The sequence below is a fragment of the Nocardia sp. NPDC056064 genome, from assembly GCF_042266925.1.
Classification (GTDB): Bacteria; Actinomycetota; Actinomycetes; order Mycobacteriales; family Mycobacteriaceae; genus Nocardia.
The window spans coordinates 3,328,779-3,346,375 of sequence record NZ_JBHJWO010000001.1 but is presented as its reverse complement, the minus strand read 5'-3'; the positions used below and the strand labels follow the sequence as shown (position 1 = coordinate 3,346,375).

Here is a 17,597-nt window from a genome sequence, read left to right as displayed (position 1 = left end):
ATAGTGCTAACTAATAGTTAGTGCATGAGAAAAGTAGAGCAGTGGAGGTAGCAATGACCGTCGCAGTGACCGGAGCCAGTGGACAGCTCGGCAGGCTCGTCGTGGAGGCGCTGATCGAGGCGGGGGAGCGGCCGGTGGCGATCGTGCGCGACCCGTCCAAGGTCGCCGACCTGGCCGCCCGCGGTGCCGAGATCCGGCAGGCGTCCTACGACGACCCGGCCGCCCTCGATGCGGCACTGGCCGGTGTCGACCGGGTGCTGCTGATCTCGGGCAACGAATTCGGCGCGCGCATCGCCCAGCACACCAATGTCCTTCGCGCCGCCGAGCGCGCGGGTGTCGAACTGCTGGCCTACACCAGCATCCCCCGCGCCGAGGAGAACCCGATGATCCTGGCGGCCGAACATCGCGGCACCGAGGAGGTGCTGGCCACCGCGTCAGTGCCCACCGTGCTGCTGCGCAACAGCTGGTACTGGGAGAACCTCGCGGGCGCTGCCGCGGCGGCAGCGGCCACGGGTGTGCTGCGTGGCGCGCTGGGCGAGGGCCGCATCTCCGGTGCCGCCCGCGCCGACTACGCCGCGGCCGCCGCCCGCGTCCTCACCGGTGACGGGCACGCGGGCCGCGTCTACGAACTGGGTGGTGACCAGGCGCTGACCGGCCCGGAGATCGCCGCCGCGATCGGCGCGGGCGTCCGCTACGAGAACCTCGCCGAGGACGATTACGCCGCCGTCCTGCGTGACGCGGGCCTCGACGCCGACCACGCCGCGGTACTGGCCGACGCCGACACGGGCACCGCCAAGGGCTTCCTCGAGGTCACCACCGGCGACCTGGCCGCCCTGCTTGGCCGCCCGGCCACCCCGGCCGCCGCCGTCCTCGGGGCCTGAGGGCCCGCTCGCGGGCCGGGGATGGACGCGGTGCCAGCGGCTAGGCTGGGCCGGGTGAGCAATGAATCGCCCCGGAGCCGCGTCCATTCCTGGCTGAGCGGCCTGCTGTTCTTCGTCGGCGCCCTGCACTTCATCGCACCGAAACTGTTCGACGGCATCGTGCCCCCGAAGCTGCCCGGCGAGGCCCGTACCTACACCTACGCCTCCGGCGTCGCCGAGGTCGGCGTGGCGACGGCCCTGGCGGTGCCGCGCACCCGCCGCCTCGGTGGCTGGCTGGCCGCGGGCCTGTTCGTCGGCGTCTTCCCGGCCAATATCCAGATGGCGGTCGACGTCGTCGGCAACCCGAAGGCCTCGCCGGTGTTCAAGGCCGGTGTGCTGGCCCGGCTGCCGCTGCAGATCCCGCTGGTCGTCGCGGCGCTGCGCGTCGCGCGGCGCTGAGCGCTACACCCACTGGACGAGCTGGATGACGACCCCGTTGGGGTCGGTCATCTGGAAGTAGCGCTCGCCCCACTCCTCGGTCTCGATGGGCGTCTCGATCGGCACGCCCTCCCCGCGCAGCCGCTCGTACTCGGCGTCGATATCGGCGACGGTGAACACCACCAGCAGGCCCTCGCCCGCGCCGCCCGCGATCCGCGCCGGCTTGAAACTGGCCAGGCCGGTGCGCAGGAAGATGACGTTCATTCCGGCATCGGCCCTGGCCAGCGAGACGAATCCGTCGGCGGCCATCTGCTCGGTGAAGCCGAGATGCTCGCTCAGGAACCGTGCCGAGGCCTGCGGATCGGCGACATTGAGCGAGATGGCGGAAGCGGTGATCTGCATGGGCTCTCCTCGGTGGCGATGAACTCCGTACGTTGTACGCCTGAAACTCTGGGAGCTTTTCCGGCCTGCCGCTCTATGACCTGGGTCACATCAGAAGGTGTCGCGCGCGATCCGCAGCGTCGTGATGGTGGCGGCCAGCCCCTCGTACTGGTTGATCAGCAGCACGATCTCGATCAGCAGCCGCTCGTCGAACTGCGCGGCCAGCCCGGCCCACCCGGCGTCGTCGATATCGCGGCTGGTCACCAGCTGATCCACCGCGACGAGCAGTGCCCGCTGCCGGTCGGTCCAGCCCGGTGCCTCCGGACCAGCGGCGACCCGCTCGATCTCCTCGGCGGTGAGTCCCGCCTTGCGGCCGAGACGGCGATGGTGGTCGGTCTCGTAGTCGCAGGCGCGCAGATGGGCCACCCGCAGGATGACCAGCTCGGCCTCGGCGCGGCGCAACCGGCCGCCGGGCATGAGCTTGCCGGAGAAATGCAGCCAGCCGCGGAACAGGCCGCCGGTGCGGCCGAGGGTGCTGAACAGATGCGCGTCGTCGGTGCCCGATGCCCGCGAAAGAACCTGCCAGACAACCCAGTTGATCGGGCCCAGTTCGCCGAACCGGCCCGGGGAAATGCGTGGTAGGGACGCTGAAGCCATCTCGTGTCCACCTGTCTGCTCGTCGTCGCCCGGCACTGCCGCAGCGTACTCGCCGGTAGTGCGTCGCGGAGGCGAGTGCGGACGCGGACCTGGTTTTCTTTGGGTTCCAGTGGTTTTCGGAACAGTTGCGCGTCATGATCGGTGTACCGCAGCGCGCAGCGGCGGTGTCAGGTCGCGGCACTGGTAGGGGAAACATCGGGATGCTGGTTCGGATCAGGCCGGAGGCGGAGCTCTCCGGCGCCGAGCGGGAGTTCGTCGAATGCCTGCGCGCCTTTCCGAGCACGGGGCTCGCCCTGGTCGACTGCCGGGTGGGTGATCGCAGGCTGGGCGCGGTGGTCGTGACCCCGCGCGGGATCACCGTGATCGAGGTCAAGGGCTTCCGGCGGCGGCAGAGCGGACTGCTCGCGGTCGGCGGGGACGGCGCGTGGACGATCAGCGACAGCCCGCTGGACCTGGACGCCGAGCCGTCCAGCGGTCTCACCGACCGGCTCGAACACGGCGTGCACGCGGTGCGGGTGGCGCTGGAACAGGCGCTGCAGGACAGCAGGCACGTGTGCGGGGCGGTGGTGCTGGTGCCGTATCGGGGCGTGGTGGTGCGCCCGGCGCGCACCGCGCTGCGGCCCGGCCTCGACGTGCTGGTCGCCAATACCGTCGACGCCCACGAGCTGCGCATCTACCTGGAGGGCTTCTCCGCGGGCCCGCGCGAATGGACCATCGACCGGGTGCGCAACACCTGTTCGGCGCTGGGTCTGGCGGCCCTCGCGCCGAGCGCGGCCGAGCTGGCCGAGGCGGGCTTCGAGGAGAACCGCCCGCAGGAGCACCCGATCCCGGCGCCCGGCCGATTCGCCGCGCCGGTGATGGCGCCGCCGCCGGTCGAACACGGCGCGCGCGGGAAACGGGCCGGGCTGGCCGTGTTCGCGGCCGCGGTGCTCGGGGTGCTGGTGGTGCTGGTGATGGTGGTGCTCGCCGTGCTGCGCGATCCGCCGCATCCGCGGCCGGTGTCGGAGACCTCGCAGAGCACCACCACCCGGGCACCGGCCACCCAGCGCCCGGCGGAGTGTTTCCCGTTCCAGAACGGCTGCTGAGCGGCCGGTGGCATGACTCAGATGGCCATGGCCTCGCGCACCGCGGACTCCGCGCCCGCGCCGCCGGTCCCGGTGGAGCCGACGTGCCCGGAGTGCAGCACGTAGTAGTGCTGGGCGGCCTGCAACGCGAAGCCGATGTGCTGTTCGACCAGCAGCACACTGAGCCCGCCGCGCTGGGTCAGCTCGATGATCGTGCGCTCGATCTCGGCCACCACGGAGGGCTGGATGCCCTCGGTGGGCTCGTCGAGGATGAGCAGTTTGGGCTCGGTGATCAGCGCCCGCGCGATGGCCAGCTGCTGACGCTGCCCGCCCGAGAGCAGCCCGGCCTTGCGCCCGAGCAGATCACGCAGCGCCGGGAACAGCGTCAGCGATTCCTCGATCAGCGCCTTGCCGCGCTTGCGGCCGTCCGCCACCACCTGCAGGTTCTCGGCGGTGGTGAGCTGGCCGAAGCTCTGCTGACCCTGCGGCACATAGGCGATGCCGCGCTTGACCCGTTGCGAGGGTGAGAGTTTGGTGATCTTCTCGCCGTCGAAGGTGATGGTGCCCGACTTGGTGGGCAGCAGGCCGACGGCGGTGCGCAGCAGGGTGGTCTTGCCCGCGCCGTTGTGGCCCATGATGGCGACCACGCTGTCGTCGGGGACGGTCAGGCTGACACCGTGCACGACCTCGGTGCGCCCGTAGCCGGAATGGACGTCGACGAGTTCAAGCATCGGAGGACTCCTTGTCTGCGGCGAGAGTGGCGGTACCGAGGTAGACCTCCTGCACCTTCGGGTCGGCCTGCACCTGTTCGACACTGCCCTCGCTGAGGACCTTGCCGCCCGCCAGCACGCTGACCGAGGTGGCGAAGGACCGCATGAAGTCCATGTCGTGCTCGACGACGATCACCACGCGGTCACCGCCGATGCGGCGCAACAGGTTTCCGGTCTCCTCGCGTTCCTCGGCGCTCATGCCCGCGACGGGTTCGTCCAGCAGCAGCACCGAGGCGTTCTGCACCAGCAGCATGCCGATCTCGAGCCACTGCTTCTGCCCGTGCGCGAGCACACCGGCGGGCTTGTCGCGCAGCGCGGTGAGACCCGTTGTCTCCAGGGCCTCTTCGATGCTGGGCAGCACCGACTTGCGGGTGCGCAGCAGCGACAGCGCCGAACGGCCCGCGCCCGCCGCGATATCGAGGTTCTGCAACACACTGAGCTGCTCGAAGACACTCGCGGTCTGGAAGGTGCGGCCCACCCCGAGGCGGGCGATCTGATGCACCTTCTTGCCGAGCAGCTCGGTGCCGGTCTTCTGTGCCGAGCCGGTGGCCGGGACCAGGCCGGTGATGGCGTCGATGAGGGTGGTCTTGCCCGCGCCGTTGGGGCCGATCAGGAACCGCAGATCACCCTGGAGCACCGTCAGGTCGACATCGGTGACGGCCTTGAAACCGTCGAAACTCACCGACAGGCCACGGATTTCGAGGTATTCGCTGTCCATGCCGGCATTGCCACCGGCCTTGGGTTCGTGCGTGGGTGCGGTCATCGTGCGGCCACCTTCTCCTCGGTATCGACGACGGGTTCGGCAGGCGCGGTGGGCGGCGGCGCGGTGCTCTCGCGCCGGGCGCGGACCCGGTCGCGCAGCAGCGGCCACAGTCCGGCCAGCCCGGCCGGGATGAAGCCGACCACCACGATGAACAGGATGCCCTGCATGTAGGTCCAGCCCGACGGGAACGACTCCGACAGCGAGGTCTGCGCCCAGGCCACGCCGATCGCGCCGAGAACCGGGCCGAGCAACGTGGTGCGGCCACCGATCGCCACGCCGATGAGGAAGGCGATCGACGGGATGACACCGATATCGGCCGGGGAGATGATCCCGACGATCGGGGTGAACAGCGCACCGGCGATACCGGCCAGGAACGCCGCCACCACATAGGCCACGATCTTGATATTGGCCGGGTCGTAGCCCAGGAAGCGCACCCGCTCCTCCGCGTCGCGCACCGCCACCAGCAGTTCGCCGTAGCGGCTGCGGTTGAGCTGACGGATCAGCGCCACCACCACCAGCAGCGTGCCCGCCGCTATGAAGAACAGCATCTGCCGGTTCACCGGGTCGGAGAGCTTGAAGCCGAAGAACGCGCGGAAGTCCGACAGGCCGGTGAAGCCACCGATGGCCTGCTGACCGGTGAGCAGGATGGCCAGCGCCGCGGCCAGCGCCTGGCTCAGGATGGCGAAGTAGGCACCGCGCACCCGGCGCTTGAACACGCCGTAGCCGAGCACCGCGGCCACCAGGCCGGGCAGTACCAGGATGGCGATGATCGCCACGGGTCCCGAGGCGAAGGGCTGCCAGAAGCCCGGCAGCTCGCTGATCCCGGAGATCTCCATGAACTCCGGCACGTCGTTGCCCAGGCGCGCGGCGTCGGCCAACTGCATGTGCATGGCCATGATGTAGGCGCCGATGCCGAAGAACACGCCCTGACCGAGGGTGAGCATTCCGCCTCGGCCCCAGGCCAATCCGATACCGGCGGCCACGATGGCGAAGCACAGGAACTTGGCCAGCAGGTTGAGCCGGAAGTCGCTGAGCACCGCCGGGGCGACGGCGAACAGCAGGATCGCGGCGACGCCGAACCCGGCGAGCGGGGTCAGCCGGGGATAGGCGCGCAGACGTTCGGTGAGTGCACTCATGCCAGGCTCCTCGTGCGCACGGTGAACAAGCCCTGCGGGCGCACCTGCAGGAAGATGACGATCAGCACGAACACGATCACCTTGGCGATCGACGCCGTGGTCGAGTATTCGATGAAGGAATTGAGCAGGCCCAGCGCGAAGGCCGCGATCACCGTGCCCTTGATCTGGCCGAGGCCACCGATCACGACCACCAGGAACGCGTCGATCAGGTAGCTCTGCCCGATGGTGGGACTCGTCGAGCCGATCAGCGTCAGCGCCACACCGGCCACACCGGCCAGGCCGGAACCGATGAAGAACGTGCTGATATCGGTGAAACGTGAGGAGATCCCGGAGGTTTCGGCCAGCCCGCGGTTCTGCACGACCGCGCGGATGCGGCGGCCCATCGGAGTGGTCTTGAGGACGGCGGCCAGCGCGGTCACCGCGACGATCGCCAGCACCAGGATGAAGATGCGGGTCTTGGGCACCACCGCGCCCGCGATGGTGATTCCGCCACTGAGCCATTCGGGCACCAGCACGTTCTTGGCCGGTGCGCCGAAGATGTCCCGCGCGGCCTGTTGCAGCACCAGGCCGACACCGAAGGTGACCAGCAGGGTGTCCAGCGGCCGGTCGTACATGTACCGGATCAGGCCCATCTCCAGGGCGGCGCCGAGCAGGCCACCGACCAGGAAGCCCAGCAGCAGGGACACGATCAGTGAGACCCCCGCCGACGAGAAGACCTGTTGCACAACGTAGGTCGTATAACAGCCCGCCATGATGAATTCGCCGTGCGCCATATTGATGACGCCCATCTGACCGAAGGTCAGCGCCAGGCCCAGCGCGGCGAGTAGAAGAATCGAACCGAGGCTCAACCCGGTGAAGAGTTGGCCGATGAGTACATCCATGTGAGTTCCCTGCGATCGGTGACCACGAGCGGCCGACCTCGAGGAGGCCCGTTCGCGGCCGGCTCGCCGCCGACCGGCCGAGACGATGCGCCTCGGCGCGGGTGTCGGTCGGTCGGCGGTTAGCCTTTGGGGCCGCGAACACGTCGCGGCCACGCGACAACTACTTCAAGCCCTTGGCCCAGTCGTAGGACTTCAGGTACGGGTCCGGGGTGATCGCCTTGCCGGAGTCCCACACCGTGTAGATCAGGCCGTCCGGGCGGATCTCGCCGATGCGGGCGGTCTTGGTGATGTGGTGGTTGGAGCCGTCGATGGTGACGGTGCCCTCGGGGGCGTCGAAGCTCACGCCGTCCGCGGCGGCCTGCACGTCGGCCACGGCGAAGGACTTGGCCTTCTCCACGGTGTTCTTCCACAGGTAGACCGAGGTGTAGGCGGCTTCCATCGGGTCCGAGGTGGGCTTGTCGGCGCCGAAGGCGGCCTTGTAGTCGGCGACGAACTTCTTGTTCGCCGGGGAGTCGACGGTCTGGTAGTAGTTCCAGGCGGTCAGCTGTCCGGCGATGTTCTGCGCGCCGATACCGGCGACCTCCTCCTCGGCGATCGACACCGAGACCACCGGCATGTCGGCGGCCTTGAGGCCCGCGTTGGTGTACTCGCGGAAGAACGCCACGTTCGAGTCGCCATTGAGGGTGTTGAACACCGCGCCCGCCTTGGCATTACGGACCTTGTTGACGATGGTGGAGAAATCGGTGGAGCCCAGCGGGGTGTAGTCCTCGCCCTTGATCTCGATCCCGTTGGCCGCGGCGTAGGCCTTGATCTCGCGGTTGGCGGTCTGCGGGAAGACGTAGTCCGAGCCGACCAGGTAGAGCGAGGTGACGCCCTTCTGCTTCAGGTAGTCCAGCGCGGGCACGATCTGCTGGTTGGTGGTGGCGCCGGTGTAGAAGATGTTCTTGCTGTCTTCCAGGCCCTCGTACTGGACGGGGTAGTAGAGCAGCGAGTTCAGGCTCTCGAACTTGGGCTTCATGGCCTTGCGGCTCGACGAGGTCCAGCCACCGAAGACCGCGGCGACGCAGTCGGAGCTGATCAGCTTCTCGGCCTTCTCGGCGAAGGTCTTCGGGTCGGAGGCGCCGTCTTCCAGCACGATCTCGATCTTCTTGCCGAGCACGCCGCCCGCCGCGTTGATCTGGTCGATCGCCAGCTTGGTCGAATTGGCCACGGTGACTTCGGAAATGGCCATGGTGCCCGACAGCGAGTGCAGTGAACCGACCTTGATGGTGTCCTTGCTGGTGTCGACGCACGAGGCCGCGGCCGAATCGGTGGACGCGTCGTCACGCGCACCGCAACCGGTGAGCAACAGGCCTGCTACGGCCACCGCGGCAGGCACCGTGAGTGCCTTGACCAAACGGGATTGAGACATGGGCGGTTCTCCTCATCAGGTGTAACGGCGACGCCAGACGCGCCACAACGAACACCGCCGCTGCCTGTACACCGAGGTGTATACAGCGGCTGTATTCGTGAGTCGGAACAGTAGAGGGAACTTGTTGCACCGGAATATCTCCCGATCACGTGCCCGTTTCGTCTGTTTCCTCCGTGTGAACAATTCCTCTCCGCCTGGGGGGACGGGTGTTTCCTACGGTTGCGTAGCCCGCTGCCGGTGCGGCACGCTAACAATTCGTACGACGTCGAACAGCCGGTATCCGCGCGGCGACGGGCCGCGCGAGGTCTTTCGAGGAGGACCCCAGTGGGGCACTACAAGGCAAACGTGCGCGACATCGAGTTCAATCTCTTCGAGGTGCTGAGCCTCGACAAGCTCCTCGACACCGGCGCCTACGGCGACCTGGACTCCGACACGGTGCGCCAGATCCTCGACGAGGTGCGCAGGCTGGCCGAGGGGCCGATCGCGGAGTCCTTCGCCGCCGCCGACCGCGATCCGGTGGTCTTCCGGCCCGAAACCTTCGACATCTCCGTGCCCGAACCGCTCCGCAAGACGGTGGCGGCGGTGCACGAGGCGGGCTGGTACCGGCTCGGGATGCCCGAGGGGATGGACGGCACCCCGGCCCCGAATGTGGTCATGTGGGCGCTCAACGAACTGGTCATCTGCGCCAACCCGGCCGCCAGCTTCTTCAACATGGGCCCGCTCATGGGTTCGGTGCTCTACGGGATCGGCACCGAGGAGCAGCAGCGCTGGGCGCGCGGGGGCTTCGAGCGCGGCTGGCAGGGCACCATGGTGCTCACCGAACCGGACGCAGGGTCCGATGTGGGCGCGGGCCGCACCAAGGCGGTGCCGCAGCCGGACGGCTCGTGGCACATCGAGGGTGTGAAGCGGTTCATCTCCGGCGGTGACGTGGGTGAGGTGGCCGAGAACGTCTTCCACCTGGTGCTGGCCCGGCCCGAAGGCGCGGGTCCCGGCACCAAGGGCCTCTCGCTGTTCTACGTGCCGAAATTTCTGTTCGACCCGGAGACGTTCGAGCTCGGCGACCGCAACGGCGCCTATGTGACCGGGCTCGAGCACAAGATGGGGATCAAGTCCTCGCCCACCTGCGAGCTCACCTTCGGCGGCACCGAGGTACCCGCCAAGGGCTGGCTGGTGGGTGATGTGCACAACGGCATCGCGCAGATGTTCAAGGTCATCGAGAACGCGCGCATGACGGTGGGCGTGAAGTCCTCGGGCACGCTGTCCACGGGGTATCTCAACGCGCTCGAATACGCCAAGACCCGCGTGCAGGGCGCCGATCTCACGCAGATGGCCGACAAGGCGGCGCCGCGCGTCACCATCACCCACCATCCCGATGTGCGTCGCTCGCTGATGACGCAGAAGGCGTACGCGGAGGGGCTGCGCGCGGTGTACCTCTACACCGCCGCGCATCAGAACGCCGATGTGGCGGAACTGGTCTCGGGTGCCGACGCCGAGCTCGCGCACCGGATCGACGATCTGCTGCTGCCGATCGTCAAGGGTGTGGGTTCCGAGCGCGCCTACCAGCTGCTCACCGAATCCCTGCAGACCTTCGGCGGTTCGGGCTACCTGCAGGACTATCCGATCGAGCAGTACATCCGCGATGCGAAGATCGACTCGCTCTACGAGGGCACCACGGCGATCCAGGCCCAGGATTTCTTCTTCCGCAAGATCATTCGCGACCGGGGCGCGGCCCTCGGTCACATCAACGCGCAGATCACCGCGTTCCTGGACAACGACACCGGCCGCTTCGGCGCCGAGCGCGACCTGCTGCGCACCGCCCAGGCCGATATCGGCGCCATGGCCGCCACCCTCACCGGCTACGCCATGGCGGGCCAGAACGAACCGGCCGAACTGTACAAGGTGGGCCTCGGCTCGGTCCGCTTCCTGATGGCGGTCGGCGACCTGCTCATCGCCTGGCGGCTACTCGTGCAGGCCGAGGTCGCCGCCGCGGCCCTGGCAGGCGAGGCCACCGCCAAGGAACGCCCGTTCTACCAGGGCAAGGTGGCGGTAGCGAGCTTCTTCGCCAAGAACGTCCTACCCGAACTCACCGCCACCAGGACCATCCTCGCCACCCTCGACACCGACATCATGGCGATGCCGGAGGACTCCTTCTGAGAGCTCACGGAATAGTGACACCACACTGGTAAGTGTATTACACTTACCAGTGTGCGGATCCTCATCAACCAATCTGCGTTGAAGCACGGCATCCTGGAAGACGAGATTCGCGCGATCATCTCGTATCCGGCTCTGCGATACGCGGTGACATCAAGGATGAACCCCGATGCGGCGGTGTTCGTGTTCGTCGGGCGGTTGGAGAATGAGCCATGGCTCGAGGTAGTGGCAGAGAATGTCGAGGACGCTACCTGGGAGGTGTTTCACGCCATGAGGCTGACGGCGAGAGTGGCAGCCGAAATACACGCACTGGCCGGGATAGTTTTACAACCCGCCACCCGGCAGCGGCCGCCGCGTGGCACATCCAGTGGAACGGAGAGTGGATGATGGCGAAGCGAAGTGCTGAAGAGTACGAAGCGATGGCGGCCGAATTCGAGAACGGTGACTATGCGGTTGTCGGTCCGATCGAGGTGGGGCCTGAGTTGCTGATTGGCCGACCGGTCGGGGGTTCGCGCGGCGGGAAGAGCCCGGTGCGTACTGTGCGGCTCCCAGCGGAACTGGACGCGCGTCTGACTGCCTATGCCGACGAGGCCGAGACGACGCCGAGCGATGTTCTGCGCCGGGCGGTGGTCGAATACTTGGCGCGTCATCCGCTCGGCGCCTGAGCATTCTCGCTGCGGTCAGGCGAGAGGCCTCACTTGATCGCGGAACCGGAGGTATCCTTCTGAACCTCGGTGGGGCCGGCTCGCTATTCGCGGAGCCGGCCCGCCTGGTCAGTAGCAGTAGGTGTGGCGGTAGCCCTCGATGCAGGTGGGGACGTATTCGCGCTGGTCGGGGGCGTCGGAATTGGGGATGGACGCGCCCAGTGCGCCGCCGGCCACCGCGCCGCCGACGACGCCGATGATCATTCCGAGCGGCAGGGTGATCGGCAGCAGCAGGCCCATGGTGGCCACGCCGAGCGCGAGGCCGACGATCAGCCCGACGATGCCGCCGAGCGCGGCGCCGATGCTCGCCCCCGCCTCGGTGCTGCGGTCCTTCGGCGAGGTGGTGCGCCAGTGGCCGATCGGCTGCGCGGTGAGCTGGGTTCCGTCGGCGCTGATCTGTGGCTGCAGAGCCATCTCGCCTCCGTCGAACTCGACGGTGAGCGGCAGGTCGGCGATCTGCTTGCCCGCGCGGTCGGTGACCACCACGGAGTCGGCGGTCAGGGTGAAGGTGCCGCCGTCCAGGCGCGCGCTCACCACCTCGGCGCCGTCGCGCTCGGTCTGCGAAACCTCGTACGCCACACCCTGATCCACGTTCTGGTAGGCGATGGGCGCGGCTGCCGGATCCGCGTAACTCGTTCCCCCGGCGACACCGAGTGCGGCCACCGTGAGCAGCGCAGCAGCGGTGAAGGACTTGAACTTCATGAAGTGAACCCCGTTGTCTGACGGACGCTGGATTGCGTCACGTTTGAAAACGCTAGCAATGGGTACCGACAAGTCCCGCAACGGATTCCGGATACCTACCGGTAAGTCCTGTCATGGTTTCCAGCGTCGCTCCAGTGAACGCGTAGAGCCGCTTCGTAGCTTGGCGAACATGGCTACTTCGACACATCACACCGCCCGCACCTTCGACGGCACCGAGCTCGCGTTCGAGACGATCGGCTCGGGACCGCCGCTGGTCCTGGTTCCCGGCGGGCCCCGGGATTCTCGCTATCTCGAGGATCTCGGCGGCCTGGCGGAGAGCCACACGCTCATCCGCTACGACGCGCGCGGCACCGGCGGCACGCCCGCGCCCGCCGACCCGGCCAAGTACGCCTACCCGTCGCTGGCCCGCGATGTCGACGCGCTGCGCACCCATCTCGGCACCGAAGCGATCGATGTCCTCGGGCATTCGGCGGGTGCGGTGGTCGCGGCGGTGTACGCCGGGCACCACCCGGACCGGGTCTCGCGACTGGTGCTCGTCGCGCCCGGCCCCGACTTCTTCGGTGGCGGCGAGGATGTCGGCGATCTGCTCGAGCGCCGGTCCGGTGAGCCGTGGTTCGGCGAAGTGGTCTCCGCCGCACAGGGATTGGCGCAGGCCGGGCCGGAGTCCTCGCCAGAGGAGGTCTTCGCACTGCTCGACCGCTATGTCCCCGCTGCCTACGGCGCGTGGGAGGAGCGTCAGCGCGCGCATGCCGCCACCCAGCGCACCCAGTTCTCGCTGGAGGCGTGGAAACACTTCCACGGCAACGGTGATCGCACCGAACCCGAGCGTTTCCTGCCGACGCTGGGGCAGGTGCCCGCGCCGGTGCTCGTGGTCACCGGTGCCGCCGACGCGCTCACCGGGGTGTCGGCCGGTGACGCGACCGCCGCGCGCTTCCCGTCCGCGAAGCACGTGTCGATTCCCGGTGCGGGCCACTACCCGTGGGTCGACAATCCGCGCGGATTCAGTTCCGTCGTCGCGGAATTCCTGGCCCGCTGACACCACACGCGAAAGGGGTGACCACCGACCGGTGGTCACCCCTTTCGCGTGGGCGATCAGTTCGCGCTCGGCTCCGCGTCGCGGGTGGCGAACTCCTCGACATCGAAGCCGCCCGGGTCCGAGAGCGGGTAGACGTCGAACTCCAGGTGCGAGGACAGCGGGTTGCCGTAGAGCGCGTCGGTGAGTTCCTCGTGGCTGGCCACGTCGTAGATGTTGAGCCCGCCGGACTGCCCGGCGATGATCCAGCTGTGCTTGATCACGCCCCGGCTCACCAGGTCGACGTGGTGGGTGAACCCCTCCGGCAGCCGGTGCCGGAATTCGTCGGCGCTGATCCCGACGGGGTTCTGCTTGGTGATGACAGCGAACAGTGCCATGGTGTGCTCCTACTGGTGTAGCGGCGCCGAGAACTTCGGCAGGACCTCTTCGGCGAAGAGTTGGAGGGAACGACGGATGACGTCGTTCGGGGCGGTGCTCGGGGGCGCCTGGAGGCTGATGGTGACCTCGCCGAAGGCGTCCCTGATCCGCGCGATCTGGTCGATCACCTCGGCCGGGGTGCCGACGATCGTCTTGTCGGCGGCCAGCTGACTCGCGAAATCGCTGCTCGCCACGCGGCCGACGATCTTGTCGTAGCCGGTGTACTGGTCGCTGCGCGCGGTCGACCAGCCCGCGACGGCCTGCGCGAGCGCGCGATGGTTCTTCGCGGCGAACTGTTCACCGAGGTCGCGCGCGGTCGCGGAGTCGTCGGCCAGGAACGAGCTGTAGCTGAGATGGACCTCGCCGGTGTCCGGGTCGAACCCGGCCGCTTCCCTGGCGGCGCGATAGCGCCCGATGATGTCGCGGACCTTCTCGCGCGGATTGATCGAGGGCACCAGCAGCAGCCCGTACCCGGCGGCTCCGGCGCGCTCGGCCGACTCCGGGGTGATGGCGGTGGCGACCAGGATCTTCGGATGCGGGCGCTGGTAGGGGCGTGGTTGCAGGGTGACCGGGCCGAAGGTGTGGAAGCCGTTGTCGACGGTGACGTTCTCCCCGGTCCACAGCGCGCGGATGGCCTCGACGGTGGCGTCGAAGCGCGGCCGTGACTCGTCGAGGGAGACGTCGAACGCGGCGAACTCCTCGGGCAGGAACCCGCGCGCCACACCCACATCGAGGCGGCCGTGGCTGAGGTTGTCCAGCATGGCCAGCCGGGCGGCCAGCTTGATCGGGTGATCGAAGGCCGGGACCACCGCACCCGTGATCAGCCGGATGCGCGTGGTGCGGGCGGCGAGCGCGGCCAGGAAGGTGGTGGGGTCGGGGCTGTAGCCGCCGTAGTCGAAGAAGTAGTGCTCGACGGTCTTCACATGGTGATAGCCGAGTTCCTCGGCGTACACCCCGAGGTCGAGCGCGAGGTCGTAGTAGTCGACCGGGGCCTGGTCGGCCGGGCCGACGGTGGGGAAGAGATTGATGCCGAATTTCATGGGGTGACGTCCTGGAGTGCGGCGGGGGACAACGCGAATTCGCCGGCGAGCAGCTCGTAGCTGCGCACCCGGGCGCGATGGTCGTGCACCGTGGTGACGATGACGACCTCTTCGACGCCGAGAGCCTGTGCCAGCGAACGGATCTGGTCGCCGACGCGGTCCGGGGTGCCCCAGAAGTAGCGCGGCCACTCGAAGTGTTCGTTGCGCAGGATGTCACCGAAGCGATCCAGCTCGGCCAGGGCCGTCTCCGGCGGCGGGATGGGCCGGACGTCGTTGCGGAACAGTCGATTACGGACCGCGCGCTGCGCCGAGTACAGCCGCTCGGCCTCGGCCTCGGTGTCGGCGGCCACCGCGGTCACCGCGACGATCGGCGAGCGTCCCGGCGCGAGCTGGCGATAGGCGTCGATGGACTGCCTGGTGGCGCCGGGATTGATGAAGTGCGCGAAGGCGTAGTCCAGGTCGGCGCGGCCCGCGGCGACGGCGCTGGACGGACTGCTGCCCAGCAGCCACAGATCCGGCGTCGGCGCGTCCAGCGGGACGGCCAGCGGCGACCGGTGCGAGGCGCTGCGGCGCTCGAGGTGCCCGCGCAGTTGCTCGACCCGCTCGTCGATCGAGGGCCCGCCCAGGGCGCCGGGCACCGGGCGCAGGGCGGCGGTCTCGATCTCGTTGGCGCCGGTGGAGCGGCCGATACCCAGGTCGATCCGGCCCGGGTGCAGGGCGGTCAGCGTCCGGAAGGTCTCGGCCACCTTGAACGGGCTGTAGTGCCCGAGCAGTACGCCACCGGAGCCCACCCGCAGCGTGGAGGTGGCCGCGGCGATGGCGCCGACCAGGATCTCCGGCGCGGAGATGGCGTGGGAGTACATGGCGTGGTGTTCGGCCACCCAGTAGCGGTGGTAGCCGAAGGATTCGGCGTGCCGGGCCAGGTCGAGCGAGTTGGCCAGGGCCTGCGATTGCGGGGTGCCCTCCGGCACGGGGGCCTGATCGAGAACGGACAAACGGATGCTCATTGCGCCTCCACTGTTGCGTCGAGCAGTGCTACCGCATTGCGGTGCAGGGGGAATGGGGTATCGGACGGCAGACCGGTGCGCGCGGCACGACGGGTCACCGCGGCGGTGATCAGCGCGAACTTGAAACCGGCCAGCACCTCGTAGAAGGCCAGATTGCGCAGGGTGCGCCCGGTGAGCGCCGCGTATGCCTCGACGGTGCGCGCGTGGTCGGGCAGGCCGTAGAGCCGCTTGGCCCCGATGCCGGTGCTGAGATGCCGGTCCAGATAGAGGAACCAGGCCAGGTCGCTCTCCGGTTCGCCGTATCCGGCCATCTCCCAATCGATCAGGGCGGCCACGCAGGTGTTGGTGTAGATGATGTTGCCGAGCCGGGCGTCACCCCACAGCAGGGTGTGTGGTGACTGGCGCACCGGGATGTTGTCGGCCAGCCAGGCCCGGGCGCGTTCGATCACCGGGTCGTCGGCGACCTGGTAGAAGTCGAGCGCGTCGGTCCAGTACCGCAGTTGCGCGGCGGGTCCGGCGGCGCCCAGTTCCGGTAACCCGGGCGTATCGGCGGGGATGGCGTGCAGGCGTTCGAGGGCGGTGACGGCCGACCACCAGACCGCGGTGCGCTCGCTGGGCGCCGATTCGGCCAGCCAGCCCGCCCGGTGATAGGACGGGAAATCCGGCGGCACCCGGCCTTCCACGAACTCCATCACGAAGAACGGCGCGCCGAGCAGCTCGGCGTCGGGTTCCACACCGAGCACTTTCGGCACCGGTACGGCGCTGTGCGTGCGGACCGCGCGCAGCACCTCGGCCTGGCCGGTGATGGATTCCGACGGGTACACCGGGTCCTCGGTGGCGCCGACCCGGACCACCAGTCGGCGTGGGCGGCCGTCGAGATCGCGTCCGCTCACCTCCAGTGTCTCGGCGGAGTACCCGTTGCGCGGCACGGTGACGAACAGGCTGTCGGGGTCGATCTCGGTGGCCGTCGCGGTGTGGGTCAGCCAGCGGCGGACGCGGTCGCGGGTGTCAGCGGGCGATCGACGCAGTGGGACGGCCATGGCGGGGCCTTTCGCCGGTGATGAGAGTCGAGGTGGAACCGAGCGGACGGGCGGTGATGTCGACGAAACCCGCGTCGCTCAGCCAGCTCTCGGCCTCGGCGAAGGTGTACTCGCTGCCACCGGAGGACCACACGAGCATGTTCAGGCTGGCCAGCAGCGCCGTCGGGGTCGGGTTGTCGGGGTCGATCACCGGGTCGTAGATCGCGACGGTGCCGCCTTCGGGCAGCGCGTCGAAGGCGGCGGCCACCAGTTTGCGGCGGCTCTCGACCGGCCAGTTGTGCAGCACGTGTCCGAAGACGAGCACATCCGCGGCGGGCAGCGGGTCGGCGAAGAAGTCACCGGGCACGAAACCCACCCGGTCGGTGAGCTCCAAAGTGCCGATGTGGCGGTCGAATTCGGCCTGTACCGACGGCAGATCGAAGACCGTGGCCCGCAGGTGTGGGTGGGCCCGCACGAGTCCGGCGGCGATATTGCCCCTGGCCCCACCGATATCGGCGACGGTGGCGTGGCGCGACCAGTCCAGTTGCTCGGCGAGCGCGGCACCGATCGGGGCGTTGAGCACGTCCATGGCGTCGAAGAAGCCGCGGCGGTCCTCGGCGTCGGCGAACAGGCTGCCGTACGGATCACCGCCCGCGGCAGCGAGATTGGCGGGTGCGCCCGACTTGGCACTCGCGGCGAGTTCGGCCCAGGCCGGGTGCAGGGTCTTGTCCAGGAAGCGCAGGAACCCGCCGAGGTAGTGGGGCCTGCCGCGCACCAGATAGCGGTGCGCGTCGGGACTGTTGGAGTACCGGCCGTGGTCGGAGATGAGCAGCCCGGTGGTGGCGACGGCCTCGAGGAAGTCGCGCGACCAGTCGGGGTGTAGCCCGATGGTGGTGGCGAGGTCGGCGGCGGGCAGATCGCCGTCGGCCAGCGCGCTGAACACGTCCAGCTCGACCGCCGCCAGCAGCACCTGCGCGCGGCGGGCGCCGGACGCCAGTCCGAGGATGTGGGCCGGGGTCTCGCGAGTGGCCTGCGGTGTGGAGAGGTGACTCATGTCTCGACCGTAGAAATCGCTGCTGCACGGTCTCTGGAGAATCTCTGGAGCGCCGGTCTCGCCCCGTCCGGCGGACCCGAATCCCTGGTTACGCTCCGGAAAAGCGCTG

The 17,597-nt window shown here is 68.7% G+C and carries 20 protein-coding genes; 7 read left to right on the top strand and 13 right to left on the bottom strand.

The features are described from left to right. The first annotated feature begins 53 nt into the window (after nucleotides 1-53). Both ACFC06_RS15365 and ACFC06_RS15360 read left to right on the top strand, forming a co-directional pair. Nucleotides 54-881: an NmrA family NAD(P)-binding protein gene (locus ACFC06_RS15365; protein ID WP_375930746.1), complete on the top strand. Its 828-nt coding sequence runs from the start codon at nucleotides 54-56 to the stop codon at nucleotides 879-881. A 45-nt stretch (nucleotides 882-926) separates the two neighbouring features. Then, nucleotides 927-1,319 carry a hypothetical protein gene (locus ACFC06_RS15360; protein WP_375935511.1) on the top strand — a complete coding sequence of 131 codons (393 nt, stop codon included), beginning with the start codon at nucleotides 927-929 and terminating at the stop codon, nucleotides 1,317-1,319. Between the two features lie 3 nt (nucleotides 1,320-1,322). On the opposite strand, the gene ACFC06_RS15355 is transcribed toward ACFC06_RS15360, so the two are convergent. Both ACFC06_RS15355 and ACFC06_RS15350 read right to left on the bottom strand, forming a co-directional pair. Continuing rightward, nucleotides 1,323-1,700, bottom strand: coding sequence for a VOC family protein (locus ACFC06_RS15355; protein ID WP_375930743.1), 378 nt, complete (start codon nucleotides 1,698-1,700; stop codon nucleotides 1,323-1,325). 90 nt (nucleotides 1,701-1,790) lie between these two features. Further along, nucleotides 1,791-2,336: a carboxymuconolactone decarboxylase family protein gene (locus tag ACFC06_RS15350; RefSeq protein WP_375930740.1), complete on the bottom strand. Its 546-nt coding sequence runs from the start codon at nucleotides 2,334-2,336 to the stop codon at nucleotides 1,791-1,793. A 200-nt stretch (nucleotides 2,337-2,536) separates the two neighbouring features. Between ACFC06_RS15350 and ACFC06_RS15345 the strand changes: the two genes are divergently transcribed. Then, nucleotides 2,537-3,421: a nuclease-related domain-containing protein gene (locus tag ACFC06_RS15345; RefSeq protein ID WP_375930737.1), complete on the top strand. Its 885-nt coding sequence runs from the start codon at nucleotides 2,537-2,539 to the stop codon at nucleotides 3,419-3,421. Nucleotides 3,422-3,438: 17 nt separating this feature from the next. On the opposite strand, the gene urtE is transcribed toward ACFC06_RS15345, so the two are convergent. The 5 genes from urtE to urtA all read right to left on the bottom strand — a co-directional run bounded on the left by urtE (nucleotide 3,439) and on the right by urtA (nucleotide 8,361). Further along, a complete protein-coding gene (gene urtE, locus ACFC06_RS15340) occupies nucleotides 3,439-4,131 on the bottom strand; it encodes an urea ABC transporter ATP-binding subunit UrtE (RefSeq protein ID WP_375930734.1) in 693 nt (230 codons plus the stop codon). After that, nucleotides 4,124-4,933, bottom strand: a complete 810-nt coding sequence (urtD, locus tag ACFC06_RS15335; protein ID WP_375930731.1) for an urea ABC transporter ATP-binding protein UrtD — start codon at nucleotides 4,931-4,933, stop codon at nucleotides 4,124-4,126. Before urtD ends, urtE begins: the two co-directional genes overlap by 8 nt. Then, nucleotides 4,930-6,069, bottom strand: a complete 1,140-nt coding sequence (gene urtC, locus ACFC06_RS15330) for an urea ABC transporter permease subunit UrtC (RefSeq protein ID WP_375930728.1) — start codon at nucleotides 6,067-6,069, stop codon at nucleotides 4,930-4,932. The genes urtD and urtC overlap by 4 nt, the downstream gene beginning before the upstream one ends. Next, nucleotides 6,066-6,950: an urea ABC transporter permease subunit UrtB gene (gene urtB / locus ACFC06_RS15325; protein ID WP_375930725.1), complete on the bottom strand. Its 885-nt coding sequence runs from the start codon at nucleotides 6,948-6,950 to the stop codon at nucleotides 6,066-6,068. Before urtB ends, urtC begins: the two co-directional genes overlap by 4 nt. A gap of 160 nt (nucleotides 6,951-7,110) precedes the next feature. Further along, complete coding sequence (gene urtA / locus ACFC06_RS15320; protein ID WP_375930722.1) at nucleotides 7,111-8,361, bottom strand: urea ABC transporter substrate-binding protein; 1,251 nt, start codon at nucleotides 8,359-8,361, stop codon at nucleotides 7,111-7,113. 324 nt (nucleotides 8,362-8,685) lie between these two features. Here urtA and ACFC06_RS15315 point away from each other — a divergent pair, with 324 nt between their 5' ends. From ACFC06_RS15315 to ACFC06_RS15305, 3 genes are read left to right on the top strand one after another with little or no spacing between them, the layout of a single operon-like run. Further along, nucleotides 8,686-10,515 carry an acyl-CoA dehydrogenase gene (locus ACFC06_RS15315; RefSeq protein ID WP_375930719.1) on the top strand — a complete coding sequence of 610 codons (1,830 nt, stop codon included), beginning with the start codon at nucleotides 8,686-8,688 and terminating at the stop codon, nucleotides 10,513-10,515. Nucleotides 10,516-10,566: 51 nt separating this feature from the next. Then, on the top strand, nucleotides 10,567-10,899 hold the full coding sequence (locus ACFC06_RS15310) for a hypothetical protein (protein WP_375930716.1): 333 nt from the start codon (nucleotides 10,567-10,569) through the stop codon (nucleotides 10,897-10,899). Then, nucleotides 10,896-11,177, top strand: a complete 282-nt coding sequence (locus ACFC06_RS15305) for a CopG family ribbon-helix-helix protein (protein WP_375930713.1) — start codon at nucleotides 10,896-10,898, stop codon at nucleotides 11,175-11,177. The genes ACFC06_RS15310 and ACFC06_RS15305 overlap by 4 nt, the downstream gene beginning before the upstream one ends. Nucleotides 11,178-11,285: 108 nt before the next feature. Here the strand turns inward: ACFC06_RS15305 and ACFC06_RS15300 are convergent, their stop codons facing one another. Beyond that, nucleotides 11,286-11,918: a hypothetical protein gene (locus ACFC06_RS15300; protein ID WP_375930710.1), complete on the bottom strand. Its 633-nt coding sequence runs from the start codon at nucleotides 11,916-11,918 to the stop codon at nucleotides 11,286-11,288. Nucleotides 11,919-12,087: 169 nt separating this feature from the next. On the opposite strand from ACFC06_RS15300, the gene ACFC06_RS15295 reads away from it, so the two are divergent. After that, nucleotides 12,088-12,954, top strand: a complete 867-nt coding sequence (locus ACFC06_RS15295; RefSeq protein ID WP_375930707.1) for an alpha/beta fold hydrolase — start codon at nucleotides 12,088-12,090, stop codon at nucleotides 12,952-12,954. Between the two features lie 56 nt (nucleotides 12,955-13,010). On the opposite strand, the gene ACFC06_RS15290 is transcribed toward ACFC06_RS15295, so the two are convergent. Genes ACFC06_RS15290 through ACFC06_RS15270 form a run of 5 tightly spaced genes read right to left on the bottom strand, consistent with a single transcriptional unit; the run spans nucleotide 13,011 to nucleotide 17,488 of the window. Then, the gene (locus ACFC06_RS15290; RefSeq protein WP_375930704.1) at nucleotides 13,011-13,328 is read right to left on the bottom strand and encodes a muconolactone Delta-isomerase family protein; all 318 of its coding nucleotides are present in this window, start codon (nucleotides 13,326-13,328) and stop codon (nucleotides 13,011-13,013) included. Between the two features lie 9 nt (nucleotides 13,329-13,337). After that, the gene (locus ACFC06_RS15285) at nucleotides 13,338-14,408 is read right to left on the bottom strand and encodes an LLM class flavin-dependent oxidoreductase (protein WP_375930701.1); all 1,071 of its coding nucleotides are present in this window, start codon (nucleotides 14,406-14,408) and stop codon (nucleotides 13,338-13,340) included. After that, nucleotides 14,405-15,415, bottom strand: coding sequence for an MsnO8 family LLM class oxidoreductase (locus tag ACFC06_RS15280; protein ID WP_375930698.1), 1,011 nt, complete (start codon nucleotides 15,413-15,415; stop codon nucleotides 14,405-14,407). The genes ACFC06_RS15285 and ACFC06_RS15280 overlap by 4 nt, the downstream gene beginning before the upstream one ends. Further along, nucleotides 15,412-16,455: a phosphotransferase family protein gene (locus ACFC06_RS15275; RefSeq protein WP_375930695.1), complete on the bottom strand. Its 1,044-nt coding sequence runs from the start codon at nucleotides 16,453-16,455 to the stop codon at nucleotides 15,412-15,414. Before ACFC06_RS15275 ends, ACFC06_RS15280 begins: the two co-directional genes overlap by 4 nt. Continuing rightward, entirely contained in the window at nucleotides 16,424-17,488 is a 1,065-nt protein-coding gene (locus ACFC06_RS15270) for a methyltransferase (RefSeq protein ID WP_375930692.1), read from the bottom strand. Before ACFC06_RS15270 ends, ACFC06_RS15275 begins: the two co-directional genes overlap by 32 nt. Between the last annotated feature and the right edge of the window lie 109 nt (nucleotides 17,489-17,597).